The 24966-nt window shown below is 58.3% G+C and carries 19 protein-coding genes; 17 read left to right on the forward strand and 2 right to left on the reverse strand.

The genetic code is table 11. The features are described from left to right. Position 1 precedes the first annotated feature (1 nt). Entirely contained in the window at positions 2 to 958 is a 957-nt protein-coding gene (locus JO965_RS04585) for an MBL fold metallo-hydrolase (RefSeq protein ID WP_203442535.1), read from the forward strand. Between the two features lie 107 nt (positions 959 to 1065). Continuing rightward, the gene (locus JO965_RS04590) at positions 1066 to 2004 is read left to right on the forward strand and encodes a DMT family transporter (protein ID WP_203442536.1); all 939 of its coding nucleotides are present in this window, start codon (positions 1066 to 1068) and stop codon (positions 2002 to 2004) included. A 125-nt stretch (positions 2005 to 2129) separates the two neighbouring features. On the opposite strand, the gene JO965_RS04595 is transcribed toward JO965_RS04590, so the two are convergent. Continuing rightward, a complete protein-coding gene (locus JO965_RS04595) occupies positions 2130 to 2453 on the reverse strand; it encodes a hypothetical protein (protein WP_203442537.1) in 324 nt (107 codons plus the stop codon). A gap of 275 nt (positions 2454 to 2728) precedes the next feature. On the opposite strand from JO965_RS04595, the gene JO965_RS04600 reads away from it, so the two are divergent. The 10 genes from JO965_RS04600 (at position 2729) to JO965_RS04645 (ending at position 18406) form a co-directional block, all read left to right on the forward strand. Continuing rightward, positions 2729 to 3262 carry a PepSY domain-containing protein gene (locus tag JO965_RS04600; protein WP_203442538.1) on the forward strand — a complete coding sequence of 178 codons (534 nt, stop codon included), beginning with the start codon at positions 2729 to 2731 and terminating at the stop codon, positions 3260 to 3262. Continuing rightward, a complete protein-coding gene (locus tag JO965_RS04605; protein WP_203442539.1) occupies positions 3262 to 3924 on the forward strand; it encodes a response regulator transcription factor in 663 nt (220 codons plus the stop codon). Before JO965_RS04600 ends, JO965_RS04605 begins: the two co-directional genes overlap by 1 nt. Then, entirely contained in the window at positions 3921 to 5315 is a 1395-nt protein-coding gene (locus tag JO965_RS04610; protein WP_203442540.1) for a HAMP domain-containing sensor histidine kinase, read from the forward strand. The genes JO965_RS04605 and JO965_RS04610 overlap by 4 nt, the downstream gene beginning before the upstream one ends. A gap of 85 nt (positions 5316 to 5400) precedes the next feature. Further along, complete coding sequence (locus tag JO965_RS04615; RefSeq protein WP_246776746.1) at positions 5401 to 6057, forward strand: tetratricopeptide repeat protein; 657 nt, start codon at positions 5401 to 5403, stop codon at positions 6055 to 6057. 69 nt (positions 6058 to 6126) lie between these two features. After that, a complete protein-coding gene (locus tag JO965_RS04620) occupies positions 6127 to 6537 on the forward strand; it encodes a DoxX family protein (RefSeq protein ID WP_203442541.1) in 411 nt (136 codons plus the stop codon). A 631-nt stretch (positions 6538 to 7168) separates the two neighbouring features. After that, the gene (locus JO965_RS04625; protein ID WP_203442542.1) at positions 7169 to 9886 is read left to right on the forward strand and encodes a cadherin domain-containing protein; all 2718 of its coding nucleotides are present in this window, start codon (positions 7169 to 7171) and stop codon (positions 9884 to 9886) included. A gap of 14 nt (positions 9887 to 9900) precedes the next feature. After that, positions 9901 to 11979 (forward strand): TonB-dependent hemoglobin/transferrin/lactoferrin family receptor, encoded by a 2079-nt coding sequence (locus tag JO965_RS04630; protein ID WP_203442543.1) that lies wholly within the window; start codon positions 9901 to 9903, stop codon positions 11977 to 11979. A 57-nt stretch (positions 11980 to 12036) separates the two neighbouring features. Next, positions 12037 to 13014, forward strand: a complete 978-nt coding sequence (locus tag JO965_RS04635; RefSeq protein ID WP_203442544.1) for a M10 family metallopeptidase C-terminal domain-containing protein — start codon at positions 12037 to 12039, stop codon at positions 13012 to 13014. Positions 13015 to 13372: 358 nt separating this feature from the next. Then, entirely contained in the window at positions 13373 to 16081 is a 2709-nt protein-coding gene (locus tag JO965_RS04640) for an Ig-like domain-containing protein (protein ID WP_203442545.1), read from the forward strand. A gap of 138 nt (positions 16082 to 16219) precedes the next feature. Next, positions 16220 to 18406 carry a CHASE2 domain-containing protein gene (locus JO965_RS04645; protein WP_203442546.1) on the forward strand — a complete coding sequence of 729 codons (2187 nt, stop codon included), beginning with the start codon at positions 16220 to 16222 and terminating at the stop codon, positions 18404 to 18406. Between the two features lie 554 nt (positions 18407 to 18960). Here the strand turns inward: JO965_RS04645 and ppk2 are convergent. Next, positions 18961 to 19809, reverse strand: a complete 849-nt coding sequence (ppk2, locus tag JO965_RS04650) for a polyphosphate kinase 2 (protein WP_203442547.1) — start codon at positions 19807 to 19809, stop codon at positions 18961 to 18963. A 316-nt stretch (positions 19810 to 20125) separates the two neighbouring features. Between ppk2 and JO965_RS04655 the strand changes: the two genes are divergently transcribed. The 5 genes from JO965_RS04655 to JO965_RS04675 all read left to right on the forward strand — a co-directional run bounded on the left by JO965_RS04655 (position 20126) and on the right by JO965_RS04675 (position 24877). Then, complete coding sequence (locus JO965_RS04655; RefSeq protein ID WP_246776748.1) at positions 20126 to 21226, forward strand: AraC family transcriptional regulator; 1101 nt, start codon at positions 20126 to 20128, stop codon at positions 21224 to 21226. Positions 21227 to 21476: 250 nt separating this feature from the next. Beyond that, positions 21477 to 21908: a helix-turn-helix transcriptional regulator gene (locus JO965_RS04660; RefSeq protein ID WP_203442548.1), complete on the forward strand. Its 432-nt coding sequence runs from the start codon at positions 21477 to 21479 to the stop codon at positions 21906 to 21908. A gap of 249 nt (positions 21909 to 22157) precedes the next feature. Then, on the forward strand, positions 22158 to 23135 hold the full coding sequence (locus JO965_RS04665; RefSeq protein ID WP_203442549.1) for a phosphate acetyltransferase: 978 nt from the start codon (positions 22158 to 22160) through the stop codon (positions 23133 to 23135). A 3-nt stretch (positions 23136 to 23138) separates the two neighbouring features. Beyond that, positions 23139 to 24347: an acetate/propionate family kinase gene (locus JO965_RS04670; protein ID WP_203442550.1), complete on the forward strand. Its 1209-nt coding sequence runs from the start codon at positions 23139 to 23141 to the stop codon at positions 24345 to 24347. Between the two features lie 17 nt (positions 24348 to 24364). After that, on the forward strand, positions 24365 to 24877 hold the full coding sequence (locus tag JO965_RS04675; protein ID WP_203442551.1) for a hypothetical protein: 513 nt from the start codon (positions 24365 to 24367) through the stop codon (positions 24875 to 24877). Positions 24878 to 24966: the final 89 nt, after the last annotated feature.

Below are 24966 nucleotides of genomic sequence, written 5' to 3' on the forward strand. Positions count from 1 at the left end.
GATGACATCCAAAGCATTCGCTTCGACGGGTGATCTGTCTGCAAAGACGGTGTCGTTCACGGAAATCGGGCCGGATCTGTATGCCTATACGGCCGAAGGCGATCCGAACTCCGGCATCATCGTCGGTGACGATGGCTGCATGATCATCGACGCCCAGGCCACGCCCGCCATGGCCGAGGACGTGATTGCCCGCGTGCGCACCGTCACCGACAAGCCGATCAAGTATGTCGTGCTCTCGCACTATCATGCCGTGCGCGTGCTCGGTGCCTCGGCCTACCAGGCGCAGGGCATCATCGCGTCGAATGCCACCTACGATCTCATCGTCGAGCGCGGCGAGCAGGATAAGGCCTCCGAGATCGGCCGCTTCCCGCGCCTGTTCCGCGGCGAGAGCAGCATCCCGGAGGGCCTGACTTGGCCGACACTGACCTTCGAGAGCGGCATGTCCGTGTTCCTCGGCAAGCGCGAGGTCAAGCTGTTCCACCTCGGTGCCGGCCACACGGCGGGCGATATCGTCGCCTGGGTGCCGGATGCCGAGGTGATGTTTACCGGCGATCTGGTGGAATATCACTCCGCCTGCTATTGCGGCGACGCTCACTTGCGCGAATGGCCGCAGACGCTGGATGCGATCCTAGACTTCCAGCCCAAGGCGATTGCGCCGGGACGCGGCGACGCTTTGCAGGGAGAGCAGCAGGTGCGCGAGGCGGTGGCAATGACGCGCGACTTCGTCACCAGTCTGTATGGGGCGGCCGAGCTGTCGGTGGCGCGAGGGCGCTCCTTGAAGGAGAGCTTTGCGGCCACGCGCGAGGTGATGGATCCGAAGTTCGGCGACTTCGCCATCTACGAGCACTGCCTGCCATTCAATGTCTCGCGTGCCTTCGACGAGGCCTCCGGCATCGACCATCCCGTCATCTGGACCGCCGAACGTGATCGCGAGATGTGGGCAAAGCTCCAAGGCTAAATGAAGTGGCCAGCACGAGAGAGGAATTCATCCCTCTCGTGCGGGCCAGCCCCAGCCGCTGTCCGAATGCGTCTGGATCGAACGAGCATTCGGAAAGGTGCCGTAACATGTCCCTTGCCCAGATGAGCGATGTCCAGAGCAAGATCTGGGCATCGACGGCCATCGGCATCTTCTGGGGGCTAACTGCCGCCCTGGCTTGGACAGGCTACAATGCGGGTTCAAGACTTGGGCGAATGGACGGCCTTGCTCCCATAGACATGTCCATGCTTCGCTTCGGCGTTGCCGCTCTGCTGCTGACGCCGTTGGTGCTGTCGCGCCGCAAACAGCATGGGCTCGGGTGGGTGCGTCTCCTCTCATTGACGCTGTTGGCGGGACCTCTCTTCGGTCTTCTCATCAATACGGCCTTCGGACTAGCACCCTTGTCTCATGCCGTGGTGCTGACCGCAGGGGCGACGATGATGAGCACCAATGCACTTGCCTGGTGGCTCGACGGCAGGCGACCGCCCGTTCTCCGCTTGCTCGGCATGACAGTTCTCGTCGCCGGATTGCTGCTCATCGCATCCGATCAGCACGATCGGTCATCACAACCATCTACTTATGTCTGGCTTGGAGATCTGTGCTTCCTCGCAGCAGGACTTCTCTGGGGCACCTTCACCTATTTTCTTGGTCGCTGGAAGGTCGATCCGGTGGTCGGCATCGGCCAAGTCTCCATCCTGTCGATGGTCGCGTTTCTTCCATTCCTTCTGGTCTGGAACCATAACAGCGCAGCATCGTCGGATGTCTGGTTGGCTCAGGTGTTCTTTCAGGGCATCCTGGGCGGGTGCCTGGCACCTGTTGCCATTGCCAAGGCGGTCTCGCGCATAGGCGCGGGCGAGGCTGCGCTCTTTCCCGCCTTAGTGCCTTCGGGAGCGCTTCTGCTCGCAATCCCGCTCCTGAATGAATGGCCGAGCTATGCCGAGAGCCTGGGTATCGTGATCTGCACCCTCGGCCTGTTTACCGCATTCGACCTCACGCGCATACTGCGAAGGAGAGGCCTCGCAGGATGAACTGTCCGTCATTGTTCCCCTGATCGTCCCGACCGTGGGAGAGGGCATCCCACGGTCGTCTCACATGCTCCCTTATCGGCCATTGATCCTGCGGTCATCTCCAGGCTCGAAGCGTCTGTCGCGGTTCAGGCGTCCTCCGTTGTCATCCAGAATATTTGCATCATCCGCGCCACGCCCGCGAAGCCGTCGCACCTCGATGAGATCATCGGCGCCGCGAGTGCGTGTCCGGGTTTGGTGCTGATCCTGATCCCGGGTCCTTGTCCGAGCGCCGTCATCTGCCCGGCTGTGATTGCGCGAGTTGTCGTCGCGGCTTCGGGTTGGCCCATCGTCTCCGCCTCGGCCTCGTCCGCGTCCCCCATCATCGCTGCCATGACCATGCCCGCCGTCGTCTCCCCCGCGACCACCTCGACTGCCGCTGTCATCTCCACTCCGTCCGCCACGGCCACCATCGTCGCCCCCACGGGCCAGCGCCGGTGACAGGAAGGCGCTCGCGACGGCCGCCGGGACGGCGGCCGTCAGCGAGGCGAGGATGGCGCCGAGGACCAATACGCTCGGTCCGTTTTTGGCTTGCTTCAACATCGTCTTTCCTCCGTTCATCCATCGCCGCGAAAGGTCAGCGCCGATGCCGGGGCAATCTGAACGATGCGCGACATGCGAACCTGACGGGGTATGTCAGCGAAATATCAGCCTGGGCGTGCTATGCTTGAGAGCTTTGGAAGACTTCATGGTCCGACGTCAGCTCATTGCCCTGCTTGCGGCTACCCTGGCCTTCACCACAGTGGAGAGTTCCCGGCTGCCCATCGCGCTTGCCAAGGATGGCGATAGCGGCAGCGGAGGTGGCGACGGCGGTCGAGGAGGCGGAGACAATAGTGGCCGAGGCGGCGGCGATGATGGCGGGCGGGGTCGCGGTGGCGATGACGGTGGCGGTCAGGGCAGGGGCCATGGCGGAGACGATGACGGCGGCCGCGGACGTGGCCGAGGGCGTGGGGGAGACGACGCGCCGGCTCAGCGCAGCTGGGGCAGCACGTCGCCCGAGAACGCCCGCGAGGCCGTCTCGCAAGGTTGGGCTCTTGCGCTGAACCAGGTTCTCCCAACGGTCTCGAAGGCTGTGCCCGGCCAGGTTCTGGAGGTGGATTTGCGCCAGTCCTGGAGCGGCGAGTGGCAATATGAGTTTCTCGTTCTGACCCGGGACCGCCGTTACAGGGAGGTCATCGTTGACGCCCGCAACAATCAAATTCTCCAGATCAGGAGACGCTGATGAGGATTCTTCTCGTCGAGGATGAGCCCGCAATCGCCGGAGACATCCGGCACGCTCTGTCCGAGACCGGATACGTCGTGGATATCGTTAGAGACGGGGAGGAGGGCTGGTTCCGAGCCTCCACGGAAGATTACGATGCTCTCATCCTCGACCTTGGTCTGCCGAAGCTCGATGGCCTGTCCGTGGTGAGGCGATTGCGGGAAGAGGCCAGCACCGTCCCAATTCTCGTTCTGACGGCCCGAGGCTCCTGGTTGCAGAGGGTTGAGGGGATCGATGCCGGTGCCGACGACTATCTGACAAAACCCTTCGAAATGGAGGAACTCCTCGCCCGATTGGCTGCCCTGCTGCGTCGCGTCGGGCGCCATGTCACCCCTCTCATTGAAGTTGGTACCCTGCGCATCGATACGCGGCGCCTCCGAGTGATGGTCAACGGAAGGGCTATCGAGCTGTCGCCCCTTGAATTTCGCTTGCTCAGATATCTGGCTCATAACCGGGATCGTGTCGTCGCTCAGAGCGAGCTGGTCGAGCATGTCTATGGGTCGGACGAGCCGGAGAGCAATGCAGTCGAGGCCTTGGTGGCACGTCTCCGGCGCAAGATCGGCACGGAAGCAATCGGAACCAGGCGCGGCCACGGCTACATCATGGAGACACCTGTACCATGACAAGGAACTCCATACGGCTTCGATTGCTGCTCGTCGCTGTCATGTCCATCGTGGCAACGATTGCCGTCGCGGGCGCTTCTCTCGTTGTCTTCTTCGAACGGCAGGTTCTCCGGTACGTGGAACAGGATCTCAACATCCACTGGACGGAACTAGCGACAGCCTTCGGTACTGAAGGAGAGGACGGGCTCAGTCAGAAGCTGACAGATCCGCGCTATCACCAGCCATATGGCGGCGCCTATTGGCAAGTCTCCGAGGGAGGACGCCCAATCATGCGCTCGCGCTCGCTTTGGGACAAGGAACTCTCCCTGACTGAATCGCGCGAGAGTGCCGAACGCGACAAAGCGTTCGAGATCGATGGACCTGACGGATCAGAGCTCTACGTCATCGAACGGCAGGTCACAGTGGATGGCGAGCAAGGTCCTCGCAGTATCAGCCTTGCCGTCGCCCTGGATCACGGACAGGTTGTCGAATTGCGGCAGGCCTTCGGATGGGATGTGACCCGTGTCCTCATCCCTATTGCCGCCGTTCTTGTTCTCTTTGCCTGGATCCAGCTCTCGCTCGGTCTGCGCCCGTTGGGGGCTGTCGGACATGAGTTGAATGCGGTTCAGACCGGCCAGATCCGGCGCATGACCCGACGCTTTCCGAACGAGGTGGCTCCGCTCGTCGACAGCATCAACAAGCTTCTCGATCGGCAGGAGAACCTTGTCCGTAAGGCCCGAGACCGTGCCGGGGCATTGGCTCACGGGTTGAAGACGCCGCTGACGATTCTTGGCGGTGAGGTGCGGCGCCTTGAGAAAGCGGGTCTACAGGATGCCGCAGCGTGCATGCAGGAGCAACTGGAGTTGATCCGCAATCATGTTGAGCGCGAGGTCGCGCGAGTACGCACCAGTGGCACGTCGGTCGGCTGTGGTGCCTATGCACAGGTGGACGAAACGATTGCTCGCCTCCTGCGACTGATGCAGCACATGCCACGGGGGGAACGGCTCATCTGGCAGACGGACATCCCTGCTGACTTGGCCGTGGACATGGATCCCCATGACTTCGGTGAGGTCATGGGCAACTTGCTCGACAACGCCCGAAAATGGGCAAAGACCCATGTCACAATCCAAGTGGTGAGAAAGGGCGATAAGGCTCGGATCAGCGTTGAGGACGATGGTCCTGGGTTCTCAGGAAACGCTGATGGAGCAAGACCTGAGCGCGGCATGCCAGGACGATCCGATCCCGGCTCGAGCGGACTTGGCCTCGGTATTGTGGAAGATATTCTGGCTGAATACGGAACGAGCGCTGAAATTGAAGGCAATGGACGTTGTCACATCGCATTCGAAATCCCTCTTTGTCGATCAGGACCGGCCCACGATACGTTAAAGAGTGAGATGCAGATGAGTTTGTAGGAGAGACAAACAATAGCCGTCGGGTCGAGTGAAGCCCGAGGTTTGGTTTTCTTGATGAAAGGGCTGAACCCTCCAGGAGGACACGATGAAGCATCATAGTGAAATGATACGTCGTCTCGGTTTGTTGGCAGGAGCTTTTGCCTTGTCGATCGGCACCGCGTGCGTTCTCACACCTGCCATGGGGGCAGGTGAAGGCGGAAACTCCGGTGGTGGCGGTGGCGGCAATGCCGGGGGCGGAAGTGACGGCGGGGGTGGAAATAATGGAAGCGCAGGCCGGCAGGGTGGACGTGGCAGTGATGCCGGCTCCCTCAATATGATGACCTGCCCCAGAGGTCAGATCTATAGCCAGAGATCCCGTCGGTGCGTCCAAGTCAGAAGTGAGGTTTTGACGGACGAGGCCGTGACAGATTACGCCTATGCTCTTGCGCAGGCCGAGCGTTTCGATGAGGCACTGGAAGTGCTCAACATGGTTCGAAATCCGGACACGCCAAAGGCCCTCAATTATCGCGGGTACATCACACGAAAACTTGGGCGGATCGACGAGGGCATCAGCTACTATCTCAAGTCGGTCGCTATGGATCCGAAATATGCCCAGGTGCGCGAGTATCTCGGCGAGGCCTATGTCACCCAGGGCAAGCTCGATCTCGCTCGGGAGCAATTGCAGATCATCCAGACGTTGTGTGGAACGGAGTGCGAGGAATATCGCGATCTGGCCGAGGCTATAGAAGGAACTCCTCAATGAAGCGGTAGAAGGCTGAGCATTTCTCCGACACGGCTCCCTCGCGTCGGGATCTTGTAAGGGACGATGACAATGATCAAGCTTCAGGCGCCGATTTCTTTTGCCGCAAGGCTCATGTTGGCGTTCATCTTCGTTGTCGAGGGATGGAACAAGATCGGATATTACGAGGGAACGGTACAATACATGGAAAATCATGGTGTACCAGGAATGCTTCTGCCGCTCGTTATCGTAACCGAACTAGGTGGCGGTTTGCTGATTGCTTGCGGCTTCCAAACACGCCTGGCTGCATTGGCCTTAGGAAGCTTCTGCGTTCTGACCGCCATCCTCTTTCATAGGAATATCGCAGACATCAGCGAGTTCATTCACTTCAACAAAGATCTCGCGATTGCGGGCGGCTTCTTACTTCTCGTCGCATTTGGCGCAGGAGACTGGTCGATCGACGCATGGCAGGCACAACGCGAACCATCTTCGCGCCTCGTCTGAGATGACAACGTTGCAGGATCCAGACTCTCGATAAGCGCACGGGCCCTGCTAAAGCGAAAGAACGCATCGCTCATTCGATAGCGCGCAATGACTTTATGTCTATAAAACCGCCGCAGGAGGATTGTGCACCTGAAGGTCGCGCTGACTCTGGATGACGGCGATCGATATGCGTCCTCTCTCAGCGGGATGGCAGCTATTCATATCAACCAAAAGTGAAACCATAGTTGGCAGTGAGAGGCGATTGAGATGAGTGGAGCTCTTCTTCTGCAACCAGCCTCAGCAGGAAGCTTTCCAACTTAAGCCTTCTTCCGTCAGTCGCTATTTGACTTCAGTAGGAAAGCAATTGTTGGAGTTATATGCCATCGAGGAAGTCCGTTGTAATGGACAGACAGTAGATTTTAATTATTACAATTCGCAAGCATAGGCGCGCTTGTATAGACGTCAGTTTTTAATGATTTTAATTAAAGATTACATATAGTCGGTATTCTAGATGTGTTCTAATATTTGATTTTAATCTAGACTCGACTTGCTTGTGTAAGTAGAAGCTGCTCCCCGAAAGGATCGCCGCGGCCGATCCGTGGCGATTTCCAAGCCCCGCCGACGCGGGCATGCGAGATAAGGGGGAGCTGGCGTGTCCATACCTAAGACCATCACGATCAATGCATCGTCTGCTGCAAACGGCGTCGATCTCGGCACCTATTTTGAGGCCTATTTCCAGGGATTAAAGGCAGGAACATCCAGCTTTTATGGGGGTACGCCTGATGTCAATCCATACGGAGGTCCACCGACGTATCAGAACGGGACTCAGGTTGGTTTCCGTTACAAGGACGGGTCAGATGCCGCGACAAATAAGCAGGTTATCATCGAAGGCGAGAACCTGGCCTATGATTATATCCACCATGGTGCAGCCTATGGACACGGGATTTCGGGAACAATCAATTCGGTCGTATTCGGCACACTGGACACGGCGCAATCAGGTGGCCCTAGTGAACTGGCTGGCGTCACGGCGGATTTGATTATCTCAGGGTGGAATATCAGCGCCGAAAGAGGTGCGGGCATCAACACAGATCAGGCAAAGCCTTTTAACGCCGTATATGACTTCTATAAGGCTCTGCAAGGCGCCGGGGCGAGTACAGTCTTGGTTGCAAAACTCAACGAGGCACTGGACGGCTACGCGCAAAACATCATCGGTTCCAGCTACGCCGATAACCTTGTCGCTACCGCGAATGACGATGCTATTCAGGGCGGGGGCGGCAACGACGTTATCAATGGCGGTGGCGGAAATGACTTTGTCGTATTCTCCGGTCGACGTGCAGATTACGCCATCGTCCAGAATGGCGACGGCAGCTTCACCATCACCGACGAGCGCACCACGGGCTCGGAGGGGATCGATACTGTCAGTGACGTAGAGAATTTCCGGTTTTCCGACACAGTCATCAGGTCCGACGACCTTATGGTTCAACAGGGTGTCATTACAATCGATGCGAGCGGTGCTGATGGGATGGACTTCGAAGCCTTCATCCGCGGGGGCTTCCTGTCGACCGTCGAAGGGGTTATGCCCTCGTTCGATAATCAAGCTGCAAACCCAGGTGTTCCATCGACCATGGCTGGGGAAGAGATGTTCCTGGGCTATGGCACTGGATCAGCCGGGAAGTATGTTCTCGCCCACGGCAGCGTCCAATACAATTTTGGAGCGCATACCGTTGCAGGCACGATCAACACCATCGAGTATGGAACGCGTGGAAGCGGAAGCTTTGACAGTAACGGCTATTTCATCGGTGGTAGTGCTCAACTGAAGATCTCTGGCCTCGAGCTGTTTAATGCTATTCCCGCCAATGGCACCGAGGAGGTTGAGATCGAAGCGAATGGGCCGGTCCATAACTTCGCAGCAGCCTATATGAAGGGCAAGTTGGCACCTTCCAATCAGCTGAACGTATACGCTGACGCTCTCGACAAGTATGCTCAAAAGTTTATCGGATCGTCCAAGACTGATTTTTATGCCGGAACGATTTTCGCCGACGCCATCAATGGCGCTGCGGGTGACGACGTGTTCGGTGCCACCAAGGGCAACGATGCGATCGATGGCGGCGGCGATTACGACCAGGTCATCTTCAGCGGTGCCAGAGCCGATTATACGGTGATGCGGTTGACGGATGGCAGCTTCGCTGTCGCCTTGAACGATGGAAGTGGAACGACGACACTCAGGAACGTCGAGGCCGCGACATTCTCGGATGTGACCCTTGATACGGTCCGCGATCTTGAACTCCCAGGAACTCCTCCGAAGAACATCGCTCTTTCTAAAGCCTCAGCTTTTGAGAACGCCCAGATCGGTGATACCATTGCCGCCCTTTCGGCGACCGATGTCGAGGGTAAGGAGCTGTTCTTCAGCCTCGTCAACGACGCCGGCGGCCTCTTCGAGATCGACGAAACGTCGTTGAAACTCAAGGGCAAGCTGGATTACGAGGCCGAGCAGACCCATAAGATCAGGGTCAAGGTCAGCGATGCTGACGGCCATATCGTCTTCAAGGAATTCTCCATCGCTGTCGGCAATGTCGATGAGGGGCCGGAGAATGTCTCGATCTCGAAATCCATCGTCTCCGAAACGGCCGAGGTTGGGACTCGCGTCGGTATGCTGTCGGCGGTCGATCCAGAAGGCGGTACGGTCAGCTACAGCCTCGCCGGCAATCCCGGAGGCTACTTCGCATTGACGGCCGATGGCAAGCTCACCGTGGCCAAGGCACTCGACTATGAGAAGAAGCAGAGCCACACCATTACTGTCCAGGCCACGGACTCCACCGGAAAGTCGACGACGCAGTCAATCAGGATCGACGTGGGCGATGTCACGGAATCGAAGGCCGGCACCACCCGCAACGATACGCTGACGGGCAAGATCGGCCGGGACAAGCTGACCGGCGGCGCAGGCAACGACAAGCTCTCGGGTGCCGGCGGTAACGATTATCTGTATGGCGGCAGCGGTAATGACAAGCTGACGGGCGGCGCGGGGGGCGATGACCTGTGGGGCGGTTCGGGTGCCGACACCTTCATCTTCAAGTCGATCAAGGAGACGACCGTATCCGGCACTGGACGCGACACGATCTTCGACTTCTCGACGAAGCAGAAGGATAAGATCGACCTCTCCGCCATCGACGCCAACACGACTAAAGGTGGAAACCAAGCATTCTCCTTCATCGGAACGAAGGCGTTTGGCGGAAAGGCTGGAGAGCTGCGTTATGAGAAGGCGAAGAGTGACACGTACATTCACGGCGACGTGAATGGCGACAAGGTCGCGGATTTCACGATCCATCTCGATGACAGAGTCAGCCTCTCGAAAAGTTACTTCATCCTTTAATCGCTGAAAGCCGGATGAAACTACACATCCGGCTTTCCTATCGCCCGCGTGTCTCCCGAAGGCTGCCCCTCGTGTTATCGTTCCGCTCCAGTCGTTTTGGACTATGCCTGACCCTGACCGCTCTCGCGACGCTGGTATCGTCCGCCAACGCGCAAGAGGCGACACCCAGCGCTCCAGCTGACGGTACGACGATTGACCTCGACGCGATCACGGTCACGGCGACCAAAGCGGGGGAACGCGTATACGAATCTTTGTCGGCATCGAGCGTCATTGACCGCGAACGAATCGAAACGCAGATCCAGCCGAGCAGCACAGCCGATGTCTTGCGCCTGATTCCGAGCGTCGCGACCCAATCGGCTCCGGGAGATCCAGGCATCGGCATCAATGTTCGAGGCTTGCAGGATTTCGGCCGCGTGAATGTTCTCGTCGATGGGGCGAGGCAGAATTTCCAACGCGAAGGACATTCGGCCAAAGGAACCTTCTATTTCGATCCGGAGATGATGAAGTCCGTCGATGTCACACGCGGGCCGGCTTCATCGATTTACGGGTCCGGGGCCATCGGCGGTGTCGTGAGCTTCACGACAATCGATGCAGGCGATGTTCTGCCGGATGGAGCCCATGTCGGCGGACGGGTCAAGGGGGCCTGGGAAACGAATGGAAATACCCCGCTTCTCCATGGAGAAGTCGCTGCGCGCCCGAGCGCGATGTTCGATCTTCTCGGGGCCGCGACTTGGCGCAATGCCGGCGATTACAGATCCGGTGACGGTTCCACGGTCGACTATACGGCGCAGGAACTCCTCTCTGGCCTATTCAAGACCCGTATCCGCCCGACATCCGATCAGGAACTGATGCTATCGGCTTTGCGGATCACGAGTGACTTCGAAAACGGTCTTTCGACTCTCTACCGAACGCAGGCTGTAGCCGACACATTCACAGCGGGATACCGGTGGACACCGGATTCTCCGATCTGGGACCTGAGCGCCAAGGTCTATTTCAGCGGCACGAACGTGAAGCAGACCACGCTTGAGGGGATCACGGCGGGTGCCGTCAAGACTTTTGACATCGGCACCGTCGGGCTCGATCTCTTTAATACGTCCCGTTTCGATGCCGGAGCGTTCCGCCACGAGCTGACCTATGGCGGCGATCTCTTCCAGGACAACGTCGAGACGAAGGATCCCTTCGGTGTAAGCGACAAGCTGACCCCTTCGGGCGAGCGCCTCGTCTATGGCGCATTTATTCAGGATCGTGTGATGTTCTCGGAGTGGCTCGAGGTCATCGGTGCCCTGCGATATGATTCCTATCGCCTGACAGACGATGACATCGAAAATGAGGGTTCTCGGCTTTCTCCTAAGATCACAGTCGGGATCACGCCCTGGCAGCCGGTGACCTTCTACGCGAGCTACGCGGAGGGCTATCGCGCTCCGGCATTGACGGAAACCTTGATCGATGGATTTCATCCGCCACCGCTCAGTGCCGGACGCTTCTTTCCCAATCCTAATCTAAAGCCTGAGATTGCCCATAATATCGAAGGGGGCGTCAATCTGCGTTTCGACAATCTTATCGTGGAGGAAGATCGCCTGCGCATGAAGCTCGGTATCTTCCACAATCGTGTGGACGATTACATCGAGCAGGTTTTCACGCGGTTTCCCATCCCAGGAGGCTATCAGTATCGGAACATTGCCGAAGCGGTTATCGACGGTTTCGAAGCCGAAGGGATCTACGATGCCGGTTCCTATTTTTTTGGCGTCGCGGGCCATGTTCTCCGCGGCAGGAATAGCCGCACCAATGAAGATCTCGTCAAAGTGCCACCGAACCGCCTGACGACTACCTTGGGCTTTCGCAGATACGACGGCCGGATCGAGTTCGGGACCCGAGTGTCGCTCGTTGGCGCCAAGGACAATGCGGAAGGTTTTGGCTTCGTCGGTGATCCTTATGCCGTGATCGATCTCTTCGCCAATTGGAGAGCCAGCGAGCGAGTGACCGCGGGTCTCATCGTCGAGAACCTCTTCGACCGGCAATACACCGAATATTTGAATGGAAATCCGAGCCCTGGCTTCAGCGCCAAGGCATCGCTGTCGGTCAAACTTTACTGAACACGAGAAGAGATGCGTCGCGCGTGGGATGAGCCACGCTGCTTTGAGGAGGCAGGCATGACAATCACCATCAAGTTGACCGCAAGCAGCTCTAACAAAGGCGTGAGCTTCAATAGCTATATGAAAAGCTACTTCAAAGATTTCTCATTTGAAGGCTGGCCGTACATTCTCGGCGGTTCGGGAGAGTTTAAAGGAACCCAGATTGTCCTTCTTGACAATATGAATGGCCGAAACACCAAGACCATCGTTCTCGATGGCCGTTCCATTGCCTATGATCTTGCGAAGCATGTCGTCAGTGGAACTGTCAATACGGTGCGCCTTGGCACTCTCGGGGACAGCTACAAGGCTTCGGGTGAGTTTACCGAGAATTCAGCAGGGCGAATCATAAAAGTCTCGGCGCAGGTGCAAATCTCTGGATTGGCGATTGCCGGGACCGAATTCCACTCGCTGGTCTCGGGGCTTATGGGAGGCGTCAGCTCGAGTCGGAAGGCCAATCCGGCAGTTCTCAACGCGGCGATTGCCGATGAAGCCCAGAACCTTATCGGATCGAATGGCAGCGACAGCTATACTGGAACCCGCTTCAGTGATCGGATTACGGGCAACGGCGGCAACGATACATTGCTGGGTGGGAACGGCAATGATCGCATCAAGGGCAGTGCTGGCCATGACAAGTTGACAGGTGGAGCCGGGGCGGACGATCTCTGGGGTGGCGAAGGAGCCGATACTTTCACTTTCAAGGCAGTCGGGGACTCGACAGTCAAAACTAGCGGGCGTGATACGATTTTCGATTTCTCCGTCCAACAGAAGGACAAGATCAATCTGTCGTCGATCGACGCGAACACCCTCACAGGTGACAACCAAGCCTTCGAGTTCATCGGCACCCAAGCCTTCAGCGGAAAGGCCGGGGAACTGCAATACAGGAAGACATCCAGTGATACCTATGTCTCCGGTGATGTGAACGGCGATAAGGTTGCAGATTTCATGATCCATTTCGACGATGCCATCGATTTCAGCCAGAGCTACTTCGTTCTATAGGTTTCTGCTATAAGCAGAGGGCTAGGGCGGCCATTGTCTCTCAATTACCTTGGGCGGGTCGTTGATTGGCCCGCCTTTCCCTGTTGGCAGCGCTGTAAACTGTGCGCGAACTCATCGTCTGGGTGCCTCTTGTAACATAGATGCGGGATATTCTTCTTGGAGCCGGATAAGCGTGTGACGGCAATTCCAGATCGCGGAAATCCCGAGAACCGAGAAGAGACGACAACTCGGTGACCACTCAAACATGGCCGCATCTGTAGCAGAGTTTGGCAGTTATTTGTCTCTGTCTCTGAGATTTCATTCCGGTAGGAAAGGATTTGCGAAAGAGCTATGATCCCTTAAACACAAGGGTTCAGCTGTGTACCAGTCCCGGGACGGCGCCAGTGTTTTCGACATCTGGATCGACGCCGTCGAGGCGTCGGGGAGTCGCTCTGACCCTGAAGCATCCATTGTCTTTCCGGATAAGGACGTTCTCTTCACCGCGGATTTCAAAAAGTCCGGGGCCGATCTTGTCCTGGTGAGGCAGGAAACATCGGCAGTGATCCTCGATTACTTCAGGGGCGACCGGCGCCTGAACATCACGACACCGGAAGGTGCGATTTTGACAGGAGAGACCGTCGAGGCACTGGCAAGCTCCGATTTGCAAGGACAATATGCCCAGCTCTCGAACACTGCCGCTGTGCGTGCTCCAATCGGGCGGGTCGAGAAAGTGTCTGGAACTGCGACAGTCCTGCGAAATGGCGTATCGATTGATTTGCAGGTTGGCGACATGGTCACCAAAGGCGATGTCGTTCAAACAGGCGCTAGTTCCTCGTTGTCGATCAAATTCAATGACGGAACGGTCTTCAGCTTGTCGGCCAGCGCCCGAATGGTATTGAATGATATGGTCTATGCCGCAGATTCGAGCTCGAATTCTGCGCTTTTCACTCTCGTTCAAGGCCTCATCGGATTTGTCGCAGGTCGGATTGCCAAGACTGGCGATCTCAAGGTCGACACCCCCGTCGCGACAATGGCGATCAGGGGAACGGCCGTACAGGCAGAGGTCGCCGCTTTCAGTGGAGCCACGCGATTTTCGCTCCTCACCGAACCTGATGGAACAGTCGGCTCGTTCCTGCTGCTGGACAAGAGTAACCCATCTCGCGTGATCGCATCGATGTCGGATGCGCGGACCTCGACGCTCCTGACACCCATAGCAGGGTCCGAGCCGCGCATCACGCAGATCACGAAGTCAGGCGACGACATCAGAGGCGAAAGCGATTTTGTCAGAGATCTCTTCCAGGTATTTTCCCCTGAACCTCGTCAGAGGAGGGGTAGCAGCGATTTCGAAGACGCGCCGATTATTCCGGTAAACTTGCCTCAACCCGTCGATCTGCCCGATTCATCACAATTCGCCATCGTTATCCCCGGGGGGCCTGGAAGCGCGTTGTCCCATAATGCGCTTCCAGGCCTCACACCTGTGCTCGCGCCGGTCCGTGGCAGAGCTATCGAGGATGGACCGCTTACACAGCTCGATGCGTTGCCGGATAGTGTCACGCCGGGGGAGGCAACACCTCCGCCCGTGATCGTACCAGCCACGCTGCCGCCTGGTGTACGATATCTCGAGAGTTCGCGAACTTTCTCGTTAAATCCCTCCCATCCGGCTTATCAGCATCTGGGAGAGGGTGAATCCGAGACTGTCACTATCAATTATGCTCTGCTGAGTGATGATGGCATCCGGATTCCGGCATCGATCTCCTGGACCATCACTGGCCGGAACGACGCCCCAGTTGCCGCGGGAGATCGCATTGGCGATGTGGAGGAGAGCGGACGCAGAACCCTGACTGTTCGTGTTAATGACCGCGATGTGGATGGCGACTCTGTCAATATCATTCATTGGACAGCGCCGCTCGAAGGTTCCATTGTCCGCAACTCATCCGGAGAGCTCATTTTCGATCCTGGTAACGAATTCAAGGCTCTCAGTGCTGGAGAGACGGCAACGGTGACTTTCGCCTATACGATTTCCGACACCAAGGGCGCGACCGACACTGCGAATGTCACCTTGCAGGTCCGAGGGACGGGAACGTTCTCATCGCCTCATAAGTCCGCTTTGAGCACTGGAATTCTCGAGTTTAACGACCAGCCAGTCTCGCTCGCCATCAGTGCACCATCCGCAACGACAACTGCAGCTGCGAACCTCGATCTAATCATCGGCCTCGGCCCGGTTCTGCAGCCGCAGATGAATATCCTTTATCTGGTCGACATTTCGGGCAGCACATCGGCAGCATTCGAGGGAGTGCCTGTCGGCGATCTGAATGGCGATGGCCGCACGAATACCATTCTCGATGCAGAGATTGCGAGCCTGATCGCATTGACCGAACGGATCAGGGGATTGGGCTTCTCTCCGGCTGATGTCACGGTCACTGTAATCCCCTTCAATGGCAGCGCCGACCCTGCCGAAGAGACGGACGGGGGTATCGTGAACGCGGCAACATTCAGTCTTGGAGCTGCCGGCGAAGAGACGATTGCGAACCATCTGAGAGGACTCATTGCAGATGGAGAAACGAATTTCGCAGATGCCTTACGAGCAGCCAATGAAAGATTGCAGGGTTTGGATCAGGGAGGCGAGAAGAACTTTCTGTCCTTCCTGTCGGACGGCAACGGACAGGGCTTGATCGACGCTGAGTTGGCGACGCTGAACGACGTCCATGGGGCGAAGATAACCGCTCTCGGTGTCGGTGGGAATGCGAGCCTTTCCCAGCTGAATGACATCGACAATACGGGTGGAGCCTCCCTTCTGACCTCTCCCGACCAGATTGACGTTTCCATACTTGAGGCACCGCTTCCAAGCGGCATGGTTGCCGACCTCGATGTCTTTATAAATGGGATGGAAATCCCTGAGATCGGCCCAGAGGATCTCGTCTGGGCATCCAACGGGCTTTTCCTCGATGCATCTGTTGGTGGCCTGAGAAGGCTTGTGGGCGATGGGAACTCAGTGCTGGCGAGTGTCACCTTTGCCAGCGGGGAAGTGCTTACGACAGAGTTGACCATTGCAGGCGCTCTGCCCCGTTCCACAGACTTCATCCTATGAGGGAACCATGCCGTGGCCGCTGAGTATCTTCAATCCTTTCTATGAGCGCCAAAGCCGACAACTGAAGCGGTTGCGGCTCTTATCAGTCAAGAAAAGCATTGCCGCAGCACGGACAAGCGACTCTGCGGAGCGGCCGCTGTGACTACTCTTCTGAAGGGATTGCGCCGTTTCGGGATCGGACGGATCGTCGCTCTTCTGCTTCTCGTTACCCTTCTTGCATTGCGTGTCTGGGATCCGGGACCTATCGAAGCCCTTCGTCAAAAGTCCTTTGATATCTATCAGGTCATGTATCCTCGAGCGGAACGCCAGGATCCTGTCAGTGTCGTGGATATCGACGAGCGGAGCCTTCTGGCTTTGGGACAATGGCCGTGGCCGCGTACGGTCATGGCAGATTTGGTCTCCAAGGTCGCCGAGCTTGGCGGGACGGTTATCGGCTTCGACGTGCTTTTCCCGGAGGCGGATCGCAGTTCCCCGGAGGTTGCTGCTACAACTTTCCGAGAATTAGACGATGCCACAAGAGAGAGCCTACAACGTCTCCCTAGCAACGATACCGTTTTCGCCGATGCCATTCGGGCTTCCAAAGTCGTACTCGGACAATCAGGTTATCGCGTCTCAGGGACGGCATCTGTTGCGAGGCCAGCTGCTCAGACGCCAGTCGCCACTCTTGGCCCGGATCCTCGCTCTTTCCTCGTCGATTTTCCGCGTCTCCTGCGAAATCTTCCCGTTCTGGACGACGCAGCGCAGGGACATGGCCTCTTTTCGATTGCTCCGGAAGGAGACGGCACGATCCGCCGCGTGCCCGTCGTTGCGGTGGCGAATGGAACCGTGGTTCCGTCGCTGTCTCTTGAGATGCTTCGTGTGGCCACCGGCGCAAGTGCCATTCTGATCAAGACGGACTTAAGTGGTGTACGCAGTGTTGTCGTTCACGATTTCGAAATCCCAACGGACGGCAAGGGCCGGATCTGGCTTCATTTCTCGATGCCGGATCTGAGCAAATACATCTCAGCTATCGACCTTTTGCAGGGAAAAGTACCTACCGAGCGTATCGCGGGAAAGATGGTGTTGATCGGGACCTCTGCCGCCGGACTTCTCGATCTCAAGGTCACCCCAGTTCATCCGGCGCTCCCTGGGGTCGAGTTGCACGCGCAACTCCTCGAAAGTGCGCTCACGCGGTCGACCCTGAGCCGACCGAGCTACACAGCTGTCATTGAGATCGTGCTGGCGCTGCTGTTAAGCCTGATCGTCATCGCATTGGCGCCCAAGGTGAATGCAGGACCTCTCTTCCTACTTGGCGGCGTGATCGCCGCCCTTACCTTGGGCGTGTCCTGGTATTGCTTCTCATTCCTTCATCTTTTGATCGACTATAGCTTTCCGCTTACGTCGAGCTTCCTCGTCTATGGGGTCCTGATTTGCACGAACTATTTGACTGTTTCCGCGGATCGGCACTGGATCAGGTCGGCATTCAGCCAGTATCTCTCCCCCGATCTGGTTGAGCAGTTGGCGCGCTCACCCGAGAAATTGACTCTTGGCGGGGAGCAGCGCGAGCTGACCGTCCTATTCTCGGATATTCGCGGCTTCACGGCCATCTCGGAAGCGTACAAAGACGATCCACAAGGATTGACGGCCCTGATCAATCGCCTCTTCACTCCACTGACGAAGGACATTGTGAAGTGTCATGGAACGATCGACAAATATATGGGCGATGCGATCATGGCCTTCTGGAATGCTCCACTTACTGATCCTTCCCATGAAGTAAATGCCTGCGAAGCAGCTCTCACGATGCAGGACAGCCTCAAGGCTCTGAACGCACAGCGTCAGCGCGAGGCGGAGATCGGGCAAGCGGTGCCACCTCTCCGGATCGGGGTTGGACTGAATACTGGCCTCTGTGTCGTCGGAAATTTTGGATCGGACTTGCATTTCAACTATTCTGTCCTCGGAGACACGGTTAATCTGGCATCCCGTCTGGAGGGGCTTACAAAGCAGTATGGTGTCCCCATCATCATTGGAGAGAAAACTGCCCAAGCGGTCCGCTCCCAATTCGCAGTCCTGGAACTTGATCATCTGCAGGTCCGGGGCAAGCAGGAACCTGAGCGAATTTTTGCGTTACTAGGGCGAGCGGAAACGGCCGCTGATCCAGGCTTCAGAAATCTGTTAGAGCGGAATGAGGCTATGCTCTCGTCTTATCGATGCCGGGAATGGTCACAGGCCCTGGAGATGATTCTTCTCTGCCGTGAGTTGGGGAAGGATTTTGGGCTCGATGATTACTATGAATTCTATATTCAACGGATCCGGCACCAGATCGATTCCTCGGCGTCGTCCAAGTGATAAGAGCATAGTCCGGCCTATAGGGAGGACGAGGTGGTATGCTCTGCGATCCTGATAGGCAGATTGCCCTCGATTGCAGTCTGACATTCCTGATGCCCCACCTTCACACTCAGGCTCCTCATTCGGCGCTTGCCCTGAAGATCTATATTGTCTGAATGCCGCTGTCTCTCATAACTTCGCTTCGGACTAGAGCATCGGACCCAAAAGTGGATCCACTTTTGGGATCCAATCCGATGCTCCACTCTTTGAGAGCGCATCGTTCGGCGCGGAAAACCGGGTCCACTTTTCCGCACGATGCGCTAGATGATCTCGCCGGGCCAAGTCTTCTTGCGATTGGCATTGGCAGCATCAGTGGCGAGAGCCAATCCAGATGTCAGCTCAGCCTATATTCGAAGCCTCCGTGCTTAAACATCCAGTGTCAGTTAGGACCGGGCAGCCGAGCCAGCCGTAAACTCGACCTGGTTGTGGGCAAGTGTGAAGGCAACAGAGATATGCTTCATCGCCAGCATCGACAGACTTCCGAATGCTCCGAGGCTTCCGTGAAAGCGATGTACTCAATACGATGCTGGTACGACGTTCGTTGTATGCAACCCTTCCTTGACACCCTTGGGCTTAGGATCGGCCTTGGGGACCTTCGGCAGTTCGACCTTGACCCGTTGGTACGGGATTTGGCTGAGCATATGGGCGATCAGGTTGAGGCGCGCACGTCGCTTGTCGTCGGATGGCACGATGTACCAGGGATTAGCAGGTGTATCCGTGCTGTGCAGCATGTCCTGGTAGGCGAGAGTGTAATCCCACCAGCGCCGTACGGACTCGGTGTCCATCGGACTGAGCTTCCAGTGCTTCATCGGATCCTCGATCCGGTCGGCGAAACGCCGACGCTGCTCGTCCTGGCTGACATCGAGAAAGTACTTGAGAAGAATGACGCCATTCTCTACCACCTCCCTCTCGAATGACGGCACAAGGCGCATGAAGCGCTCGTACTCCCCATCGGTGCAGAACCCCATGACGCGCTCGACCCCGGCTCGGTTGTACCAGGAGCGGTCGAACAGCACGATCTCGCCCGCGGCCGGGAAGTGTGCGATGTAGCGCTGGATGTAGAGTTGGCTTTTCTCGCGCTCGGTCGGTGCCGGTAGCGCGACATGGCGGAATACACGGGGGCTGACCCGCTGCGTGATCCGGCTGATCACGCCGCCCTTGCCGGCCGTGTCACGCCCCTCGAACACGACGACGATCCTAGCACCTGTCGCCTTGACCCAGGTCTGCAGGCGCACGAGTTCGACCTGCAGCTTTCTCAATTCGCTCTCGAACTCTTTTCGTTTCATCCTCGCGTTCTTCATGGGCCGGGAGGTCTCTGTCATCTCTCCGGTTCTTTTCCTCTTTAGTGCGTCTTGCCTGCCCATGCCACGCTTCCTCTAGGATCACCTCGGCAGTGGATCAAAGTCTGCCTATATCTGAGCGTTGGGGAAAATTTTCTTGTCCTCATTAGAAGCATGATCATCTCCAGACAGTGTGGACGATCATCCTGTAAAATCTCCGACCAGGCTTGACCTTTTGGGACATTGTGTTGACCCAATGGGACGAGGGGTGAGCGATTTCCGTTGAACCCATCTAGGATGCCGATTAACCTATGTTGGCTTGATGCAGGTCAAAGTTGTTGCGTTCGATGACTTCTATCTTGCGGTTTCGCGCCCCTTTCTAGACTTCTGCGAGGCGGCCATGATGACCAAGAACATCGTGCTTCCGTCCACGAGTGCCAGCCCAGAGAGTACTAAAGCGACATCGACTGTCCTGGCCGGGCAGGAGCGAACGCCTCCACCTGGCTATATCCACTTGGGCGTCGCTAAGGAGATCGTTCCGTCGTTGCGGGACTTCGGTATCGAGCCAGATCCGGTCATCCGTGAGGCAGGACTCAATCCGCTTGTTTTCGATGACGGGTCAAATGTTATTCCACATGCCGCTCTGGGGCGGCTGCTCACGTTGTGCGTGACCCGCACGAACTGCCCGCATTTTGGGCTCCTAGTCGGCAAGCGTGCCACGATCCTGTCATTCGGGATCGTAGGGCGGTTGATGCAGCATTCGGAAACGATGGGTGATGCCGTGCGCGCCCTCGTGTCGAACCTGAGCATCCAGAACAGGGGTGCCGTACCGTCGCTCGCGATCAGCGGCGACACGGCCATATTCACGTACTCGGTCTACCAGCTGGACATCGAGAGTGCCGAGCAGATCTCGGACGGAGCCATTGCTGTTGCAATCAACGCTCTGCGCACGCTTTGCGGACTGCAATGGAATCCGATCGAGGTCTTGTTGCCCCGGGCAGCGCCTGTCGATCAGGACCCGTACCGACGCCACTTCCATGCGCCCGTCAGGTTCAATCAGGAGATCGCAGCCATTGTTTTTCCTGCCCGGGATCTGGATATACGAATTGCCGGAGCCGATCCGATGCTACGGGCCATGCTGGAGGAGCGGATCAATCAATTGAAAACCGGCTCGGGTTCCGAGTTCTCGGATGATATTCGGCGGCTGCTGCGCACGCGACTGACGAACCACCGCTGTTCGGCCGACGACATCGCTCACCTTCTGGCAATCCATCGCCGTACCCTGAACCGCCGCCTGAAGGTTGGAGGGATGGGATACAGGGCTATCACGAACGAGATTCGCTTTGAGATCGCCCGTCAGCTGCTGGAGGATACCGAGGTACCACTCGGCCAGATTGCGGCTGCCCTGGGTTATTCCGAGGCCAGTGCCTTCACCCGTGCTTTCCGGCGCTGGTCGGGGCAGACGCCGACCACCTGGCGGGCCGAAGGACGCCCTGTGTGAAGCAGGATTGCCCCAAATGGTCAAGAGATTGCATCTGACCATCCGAGCCGATCTCACCTCGCTGACGCGATCGAAGGCTTAAGTCAAGGCCGGATTACACCGGACAACGCTGAAAAATTTGGGGGTGAGACCCGCATTCGGTTCACAAGTGTCAAGAGAAAGTCCCAAGCGATCAAGCAAACGGCCTCAGCCTGCCTAGGGTAGACCCAGCGCGACAATGCAAGGTTCGCCGGACAGGAGGAGGGGAGCGATGGAGATACAATCCGTCGATCAGGCCAAGGACCTGCAATCCCGCGATGCAGTTGGCTCCCTCACCGAGGATCTGCGCCGAGTGTTGCGGACCGAGCTTCTCCGCGACAGCTGCTCTGCCGCCGGGATCGCACGCCTGTTCTCGATGCATCGCCGCACCTTGCATCGGCACCTGCGCCATGAGGGGCTCGCTTTCCGGCAGGTGGCCGATGAGGTTCGCTATGAGATTGCCTGCGAGTTGCTGGCGCGGACGGATATGGCGCTGAGCCAAGTTGCGGCCGCGTTAAAATATTCGGAGTTGAGCGCCTTCACCCGTGCGTTCCGGCGCTGGTCCGGACAGACGCCGTCGGCGTGGCGTGCTAGCCATCGCCTTGTGCGTATGCCGAACCGACTTCGCAATCCGACTGTCCCGCATCAGGCAAAGGATAGTTAAGGCTCGTGGCTGGGCCGTTCGCTATCGTGTCCGAGACCGATGAGGATCCCGCTCATTTCCCGCGCGGTGTCCTAAACTGTCAAACCCGTGGCTCAATGGGTCAAGCAGGATATTCGGGACGGGCCATACTCCCTCCAACGACAAGCCGGGCCATTGCGAACTTCGGTTCAAGCTCGTTCCTGGACATTCAAGGGGCACACCCGGCATCCAAACGCGACGGCCCGTCGCGAGCGCAGCGCGGAGGCTATCATGGCGGTTGCAGTTCCGACTCATGACGCGGCTCAGCAGGGCCAGCGGCACGACAAATACGACCGGCTCGTTGCGGTTGCTCAGTCCCTGCCGAGGCTGAAGGTCGCCGTGGCGCATCCTTGCGATGCGGCCTCGTTGAGCGCCGTGTTTGAAGCGGCCGGACTCGGTCTGATCGAGCCGATCCTCGTCGGGCCGCAAGCGAAAATCAGGGCTGCCGCGGAGGCGCTCGGCAAGGATATCTCCGCGATGCGCATCGTCGACGCGCCGCACAGCCATGCGGCGGCGGAGACGGCCGTCGAGCTTGTGCGGTCCGGCCAGGCGGAAGCGCTGATGAAGGGCAGTCTGCACACGGACGAGATCATGGGCGCCGTCGTTCGCCGCGAGGGGGGCTTACGCACGGCCCGCAGGATCAGCCACTGCTTCGTCATGGATGTCCCGACCCACGACACGGCGCTCATCATCACCGACGCCGCGGTGAACATCGCACCGACCCTGGAGGATAAGGTTCACATCGTCCAGAACGCCATCGATCTCGCAAAGGCGCTGCGGGTCGATCCGGTGCGCGTGGCGATCCTGTCGGCGATGGAGACCGTGAACCCGAAGGTCCCTTCGACCATCGAGGCTGCGGCCTTGTGCAAGATGGCTGACCGCGGGCAGATCACGGGAGGGATTCTCGACGGTCCGCTCGCGCTCGACAACGCCATCGATCTTGGCGCTGCGAAGATCAAGAAAATCCAGTCGCCGGTGGCCGGTCAGGCCAATGTGCTCGTGGTGCCGGATCTAGAAGCCGGCAACATGCTGGCCAAGAGCCTGACCTTTCTCGCCGATGCCGATGCCGCCGGCATCGTGCTTGGTGCGCGCGTTCCGATCATCCTCACGAGCCGGGCTGACTCGACGATCACGCGGCTGGCTTCCTGCGCCGTGGCCTCGCTCGTGGCCGAGGCGCAACGCAGCCAGCTCGCCATCCCGGAGGTCTGAGCCATGACGCCCGTCCTCATTGTCCTCAACGCCGGGTCATCGAGCCTCAAGTTCCAGGTCTATGACATGTTCGACGGCGCGGAGCCGCAGCTCGTCTGGAAAGGCCTCTATGAAGGACTGGGGGGCTCCGCGCATTTCATCGTCAAGGACATCGATGGAAAACTGTTGGATGAGATGACCTGGAGTTCCGGCGATCAGATCAGGCACGAGGAGGCTCTGATGCACCTCGTCTCCTGGTTGAGCCAGTTTCGGGAGGAGCGCAAACCCGTGGCCATCGGGCACCGGGTGGTTCATGGTGGCGAGGCCTTTTCACACCCGGTGCTGGTCGACGACTCCGTCATTCAGAGGCTTGAGGCGCTGGTGCCGCTCGCTCCCTTGCATCAGCCCCACAACTTGGAGCCGATCCGGATCGTCCGCCAGCGCCTGCCGGGGATGCCGCAGGTGGCCTGCTTTGACACCGCGTTCCACCAGACGCAACCCGACATCGCAAGCCTGTTCGCCCTGCCGCGCGAGATGCGCGAACTCGGTGTGCGGCGCTACGGCTTCCACGGCTTGTCTTACGATTACATCGCGTCCGTGCTGAAGGACTACGACCCGCATCTAGCGAAGGGGCGGGTGATCGTCGCCCATCTCGGCAACGGTGCGAGCCTGTGCGCGCTCAAAGGTGGCGTCAGCGTCGCGACGACCATGGGCTTTTCCGCCCTCGACGGCCTGCCGATGGGAACCCGCTGCGGCGCCGTCGATGCCGGTGTCGTGTTCTTCATGCTGCGAGAGATGAGGCTCAGCCCGGATGAGGCCGAGAGTGTGCTCTACAAGAAGTCAGGGCTCCTCGGGGTGTCCGGCATCTCGAACGACATGCGGGTGCTGCGCTCCAAGGCGGCAAGCGATCCGAACGCCAGACGTGCCATCGATCTGTTCGTCTACCGCATCACCCGCGAGATCGGGTCGCTCGTGGCGACGCTCGGCGGCATCGATGGGCTCGTGTTCACAGCAGGGATCGGCGAGAACGACATGGCGACTCGGGCGGAGGTAATCGCCGGTCTCACGTGGGCCGGGCTCAGCCTCGACGAGGCCGCCAACAGCACCGGCGGACCGCGGATTTCCGCCGGATCCGGGCCCACCGCGTGGATCATTCCCACCAATGAGGAACTGGTGATCGCCCGGCAGACGCGCAGCGTCCTTGGCGCGACCCAGGCCCGGCTCGCATCCTGAACAGGGAGATTGACGTCATGGAGACAGCGAAGACCAAATCAGAAGCAGGACAGGCCGGGCATGAACTGGGCGACGAGACATTCATGTCGGCAGCCGATCTGCGGAACTACATGACCGAGATGCAGATGGCGAAAGCCACGAAGTCGCTCGACGGTATGGATCGGGCCGAGAAGGCCCGTCAGGACCTGATCAAGCGGATGTCTGAGCCGCTAGAGCTCACGCCCGAGCAGTTGAGGGATATTCTCGTGCCGCTGAAGGCGAAGCTGCGGGCGGCGGCGGAGCGCGGTCAGACCGAGTTGATGGTGATGCGCTTTCCCAATGCCATCTGCACGGACCATGGGCGGGCGATCAATAATGCGGACCCGACTTGGCCCGAAACCCTGACCGGACGCCCGCGCCAGGCTTACGAATTGTGGCGCGATCAGCTTAGGGACGCCGGTTTCAAGCTAAATGCGATGATCATTGAATGGCCGGGCGGCATGCCGGGTGATGTCGGCTTCTTCCTCAAATGGGGCGAAACCAAACGATAGCCTCAAACCACAGGTGGCAGCCATGCAACGGATCGAGCAGGCGAACGAGATCAGTCAGCACGGGCTGCAGGCCCGCCTGGGCGAATTCA

Origin of the sequence: Microvirga sp. VF16 (assembly GCF_016864375.1) — a bacterium.
Classification (GTDB): Bacteria; Pseudomonadota; Alphaproteobacteria; order Rhizobiales; family Beijerinckiaceae; genus Microvirga.

Coding starts and splice junctions, on each gene's coding strand:
- JO965_RS04585 (WP_203442535.1), top strand. CDS start 2: ATGACATCCAAAGCATTCGCTTCGACGGGTGATCTGTCTGCAAAGACG.
- JO965_RS04590 (WP_203442536.1), top strand. CDS start 1,066: ATGTCCCTTGCCCAGATGAGCGATGTCCAGAGCAAGATCTGGGCATCG.
- JO965_RS04595 (WP_203442537.1), bottom strand. CDS start 2,453: ATGGTGGCCGTGGCGGACGGAGTGGAGATGACAGCGGCAGTCGAGGTG.
- JO965_RS04600 (WP_203442538.1), top strand. CDS start 2,729: ATGGTCCGACGTCAGCTCATTGCCCTGCTTGCGGCTACCCTGGCCTTC.
- JO965_RS04605 (WP_203442539.1), top strand. CDS start 3,262: ATGAGGATTCTTCTCGTCGAGGATGAGCCCGCAATCGCCGGAGACATC.
- JO965_RS04610 (WP_203442540.1), top strand. CDS start 3,921: ATGACAAGGAACTCCATACGGCTTCGATTGCTGCTCGTCGCTGTCATG.
- JO965_RS04615 (WP_246776746.1), top strand. CDS start 5,401: ATGAAGCATCATAGTGAAATGATACGTCGTCTCGGTTTGTTGGCAGGA.
- JO965_RS04620 (WP_203442541.1), top strand. CDS start 6,127: ATGATCAAGCTTCAGGCGCCGATTTCTTTTGCCGCAAGGCTCATGTTG.
- JO965_RS04630 (WP_203442543.1), top strand. CDS start 9,901: ATGAAACTACACATCCGGCTTTCCTATCGCCCGCGTGTCTCCCGAAGG.
- JO965_RS04635 (WP_203442544.1), top strand. CDS start 12,037: ATGACAATCACCATCAAGTTGACCGCAAGCAGCTCTAACAAAGGCGTG.
- ppk2 (WP_203442547.1), bottom strand. CDS start 19,809: ATGGGCAGGCAAGACGCACTAAAGAGGAAAAGAACCGGAGAGATGACA.
- JO965_RS04655 (WP_246776748.1), top strand. CDS start 20,126: ATGATGACCAAGAACATCGTGCTTCCGTCCACGAGTGCCAGCCCAGAG.
- JO965_RS04660 (WP_203442548.1), top strand. CDS start 21,477: ATGGAGATACAATCCGTCGATCAGGCCAAGGACCTGCAATCCCGCGAT.
- JO965_RS04665 (WP_203442549.1), top strand. CDS start 22,158: ATGGCGGTTGCAGTTCCGACTCATGACGCGGCTCAGCAGGGCCAGCGG.
- JO965_RS04670 (WP_203442550.1), top strand. CDS start 23,139: ATGACGCCCGTCCTCATTGTCCTCAACGCCGGGTCATCGAGCCTCAAG.
- JO965_RS04675 (WP_203442551.1), top strand. CDS start 24,365: ATGGAGACAGCGAAGACCAAATCAGAAGCAGGACAGGCCGGGCATGAA.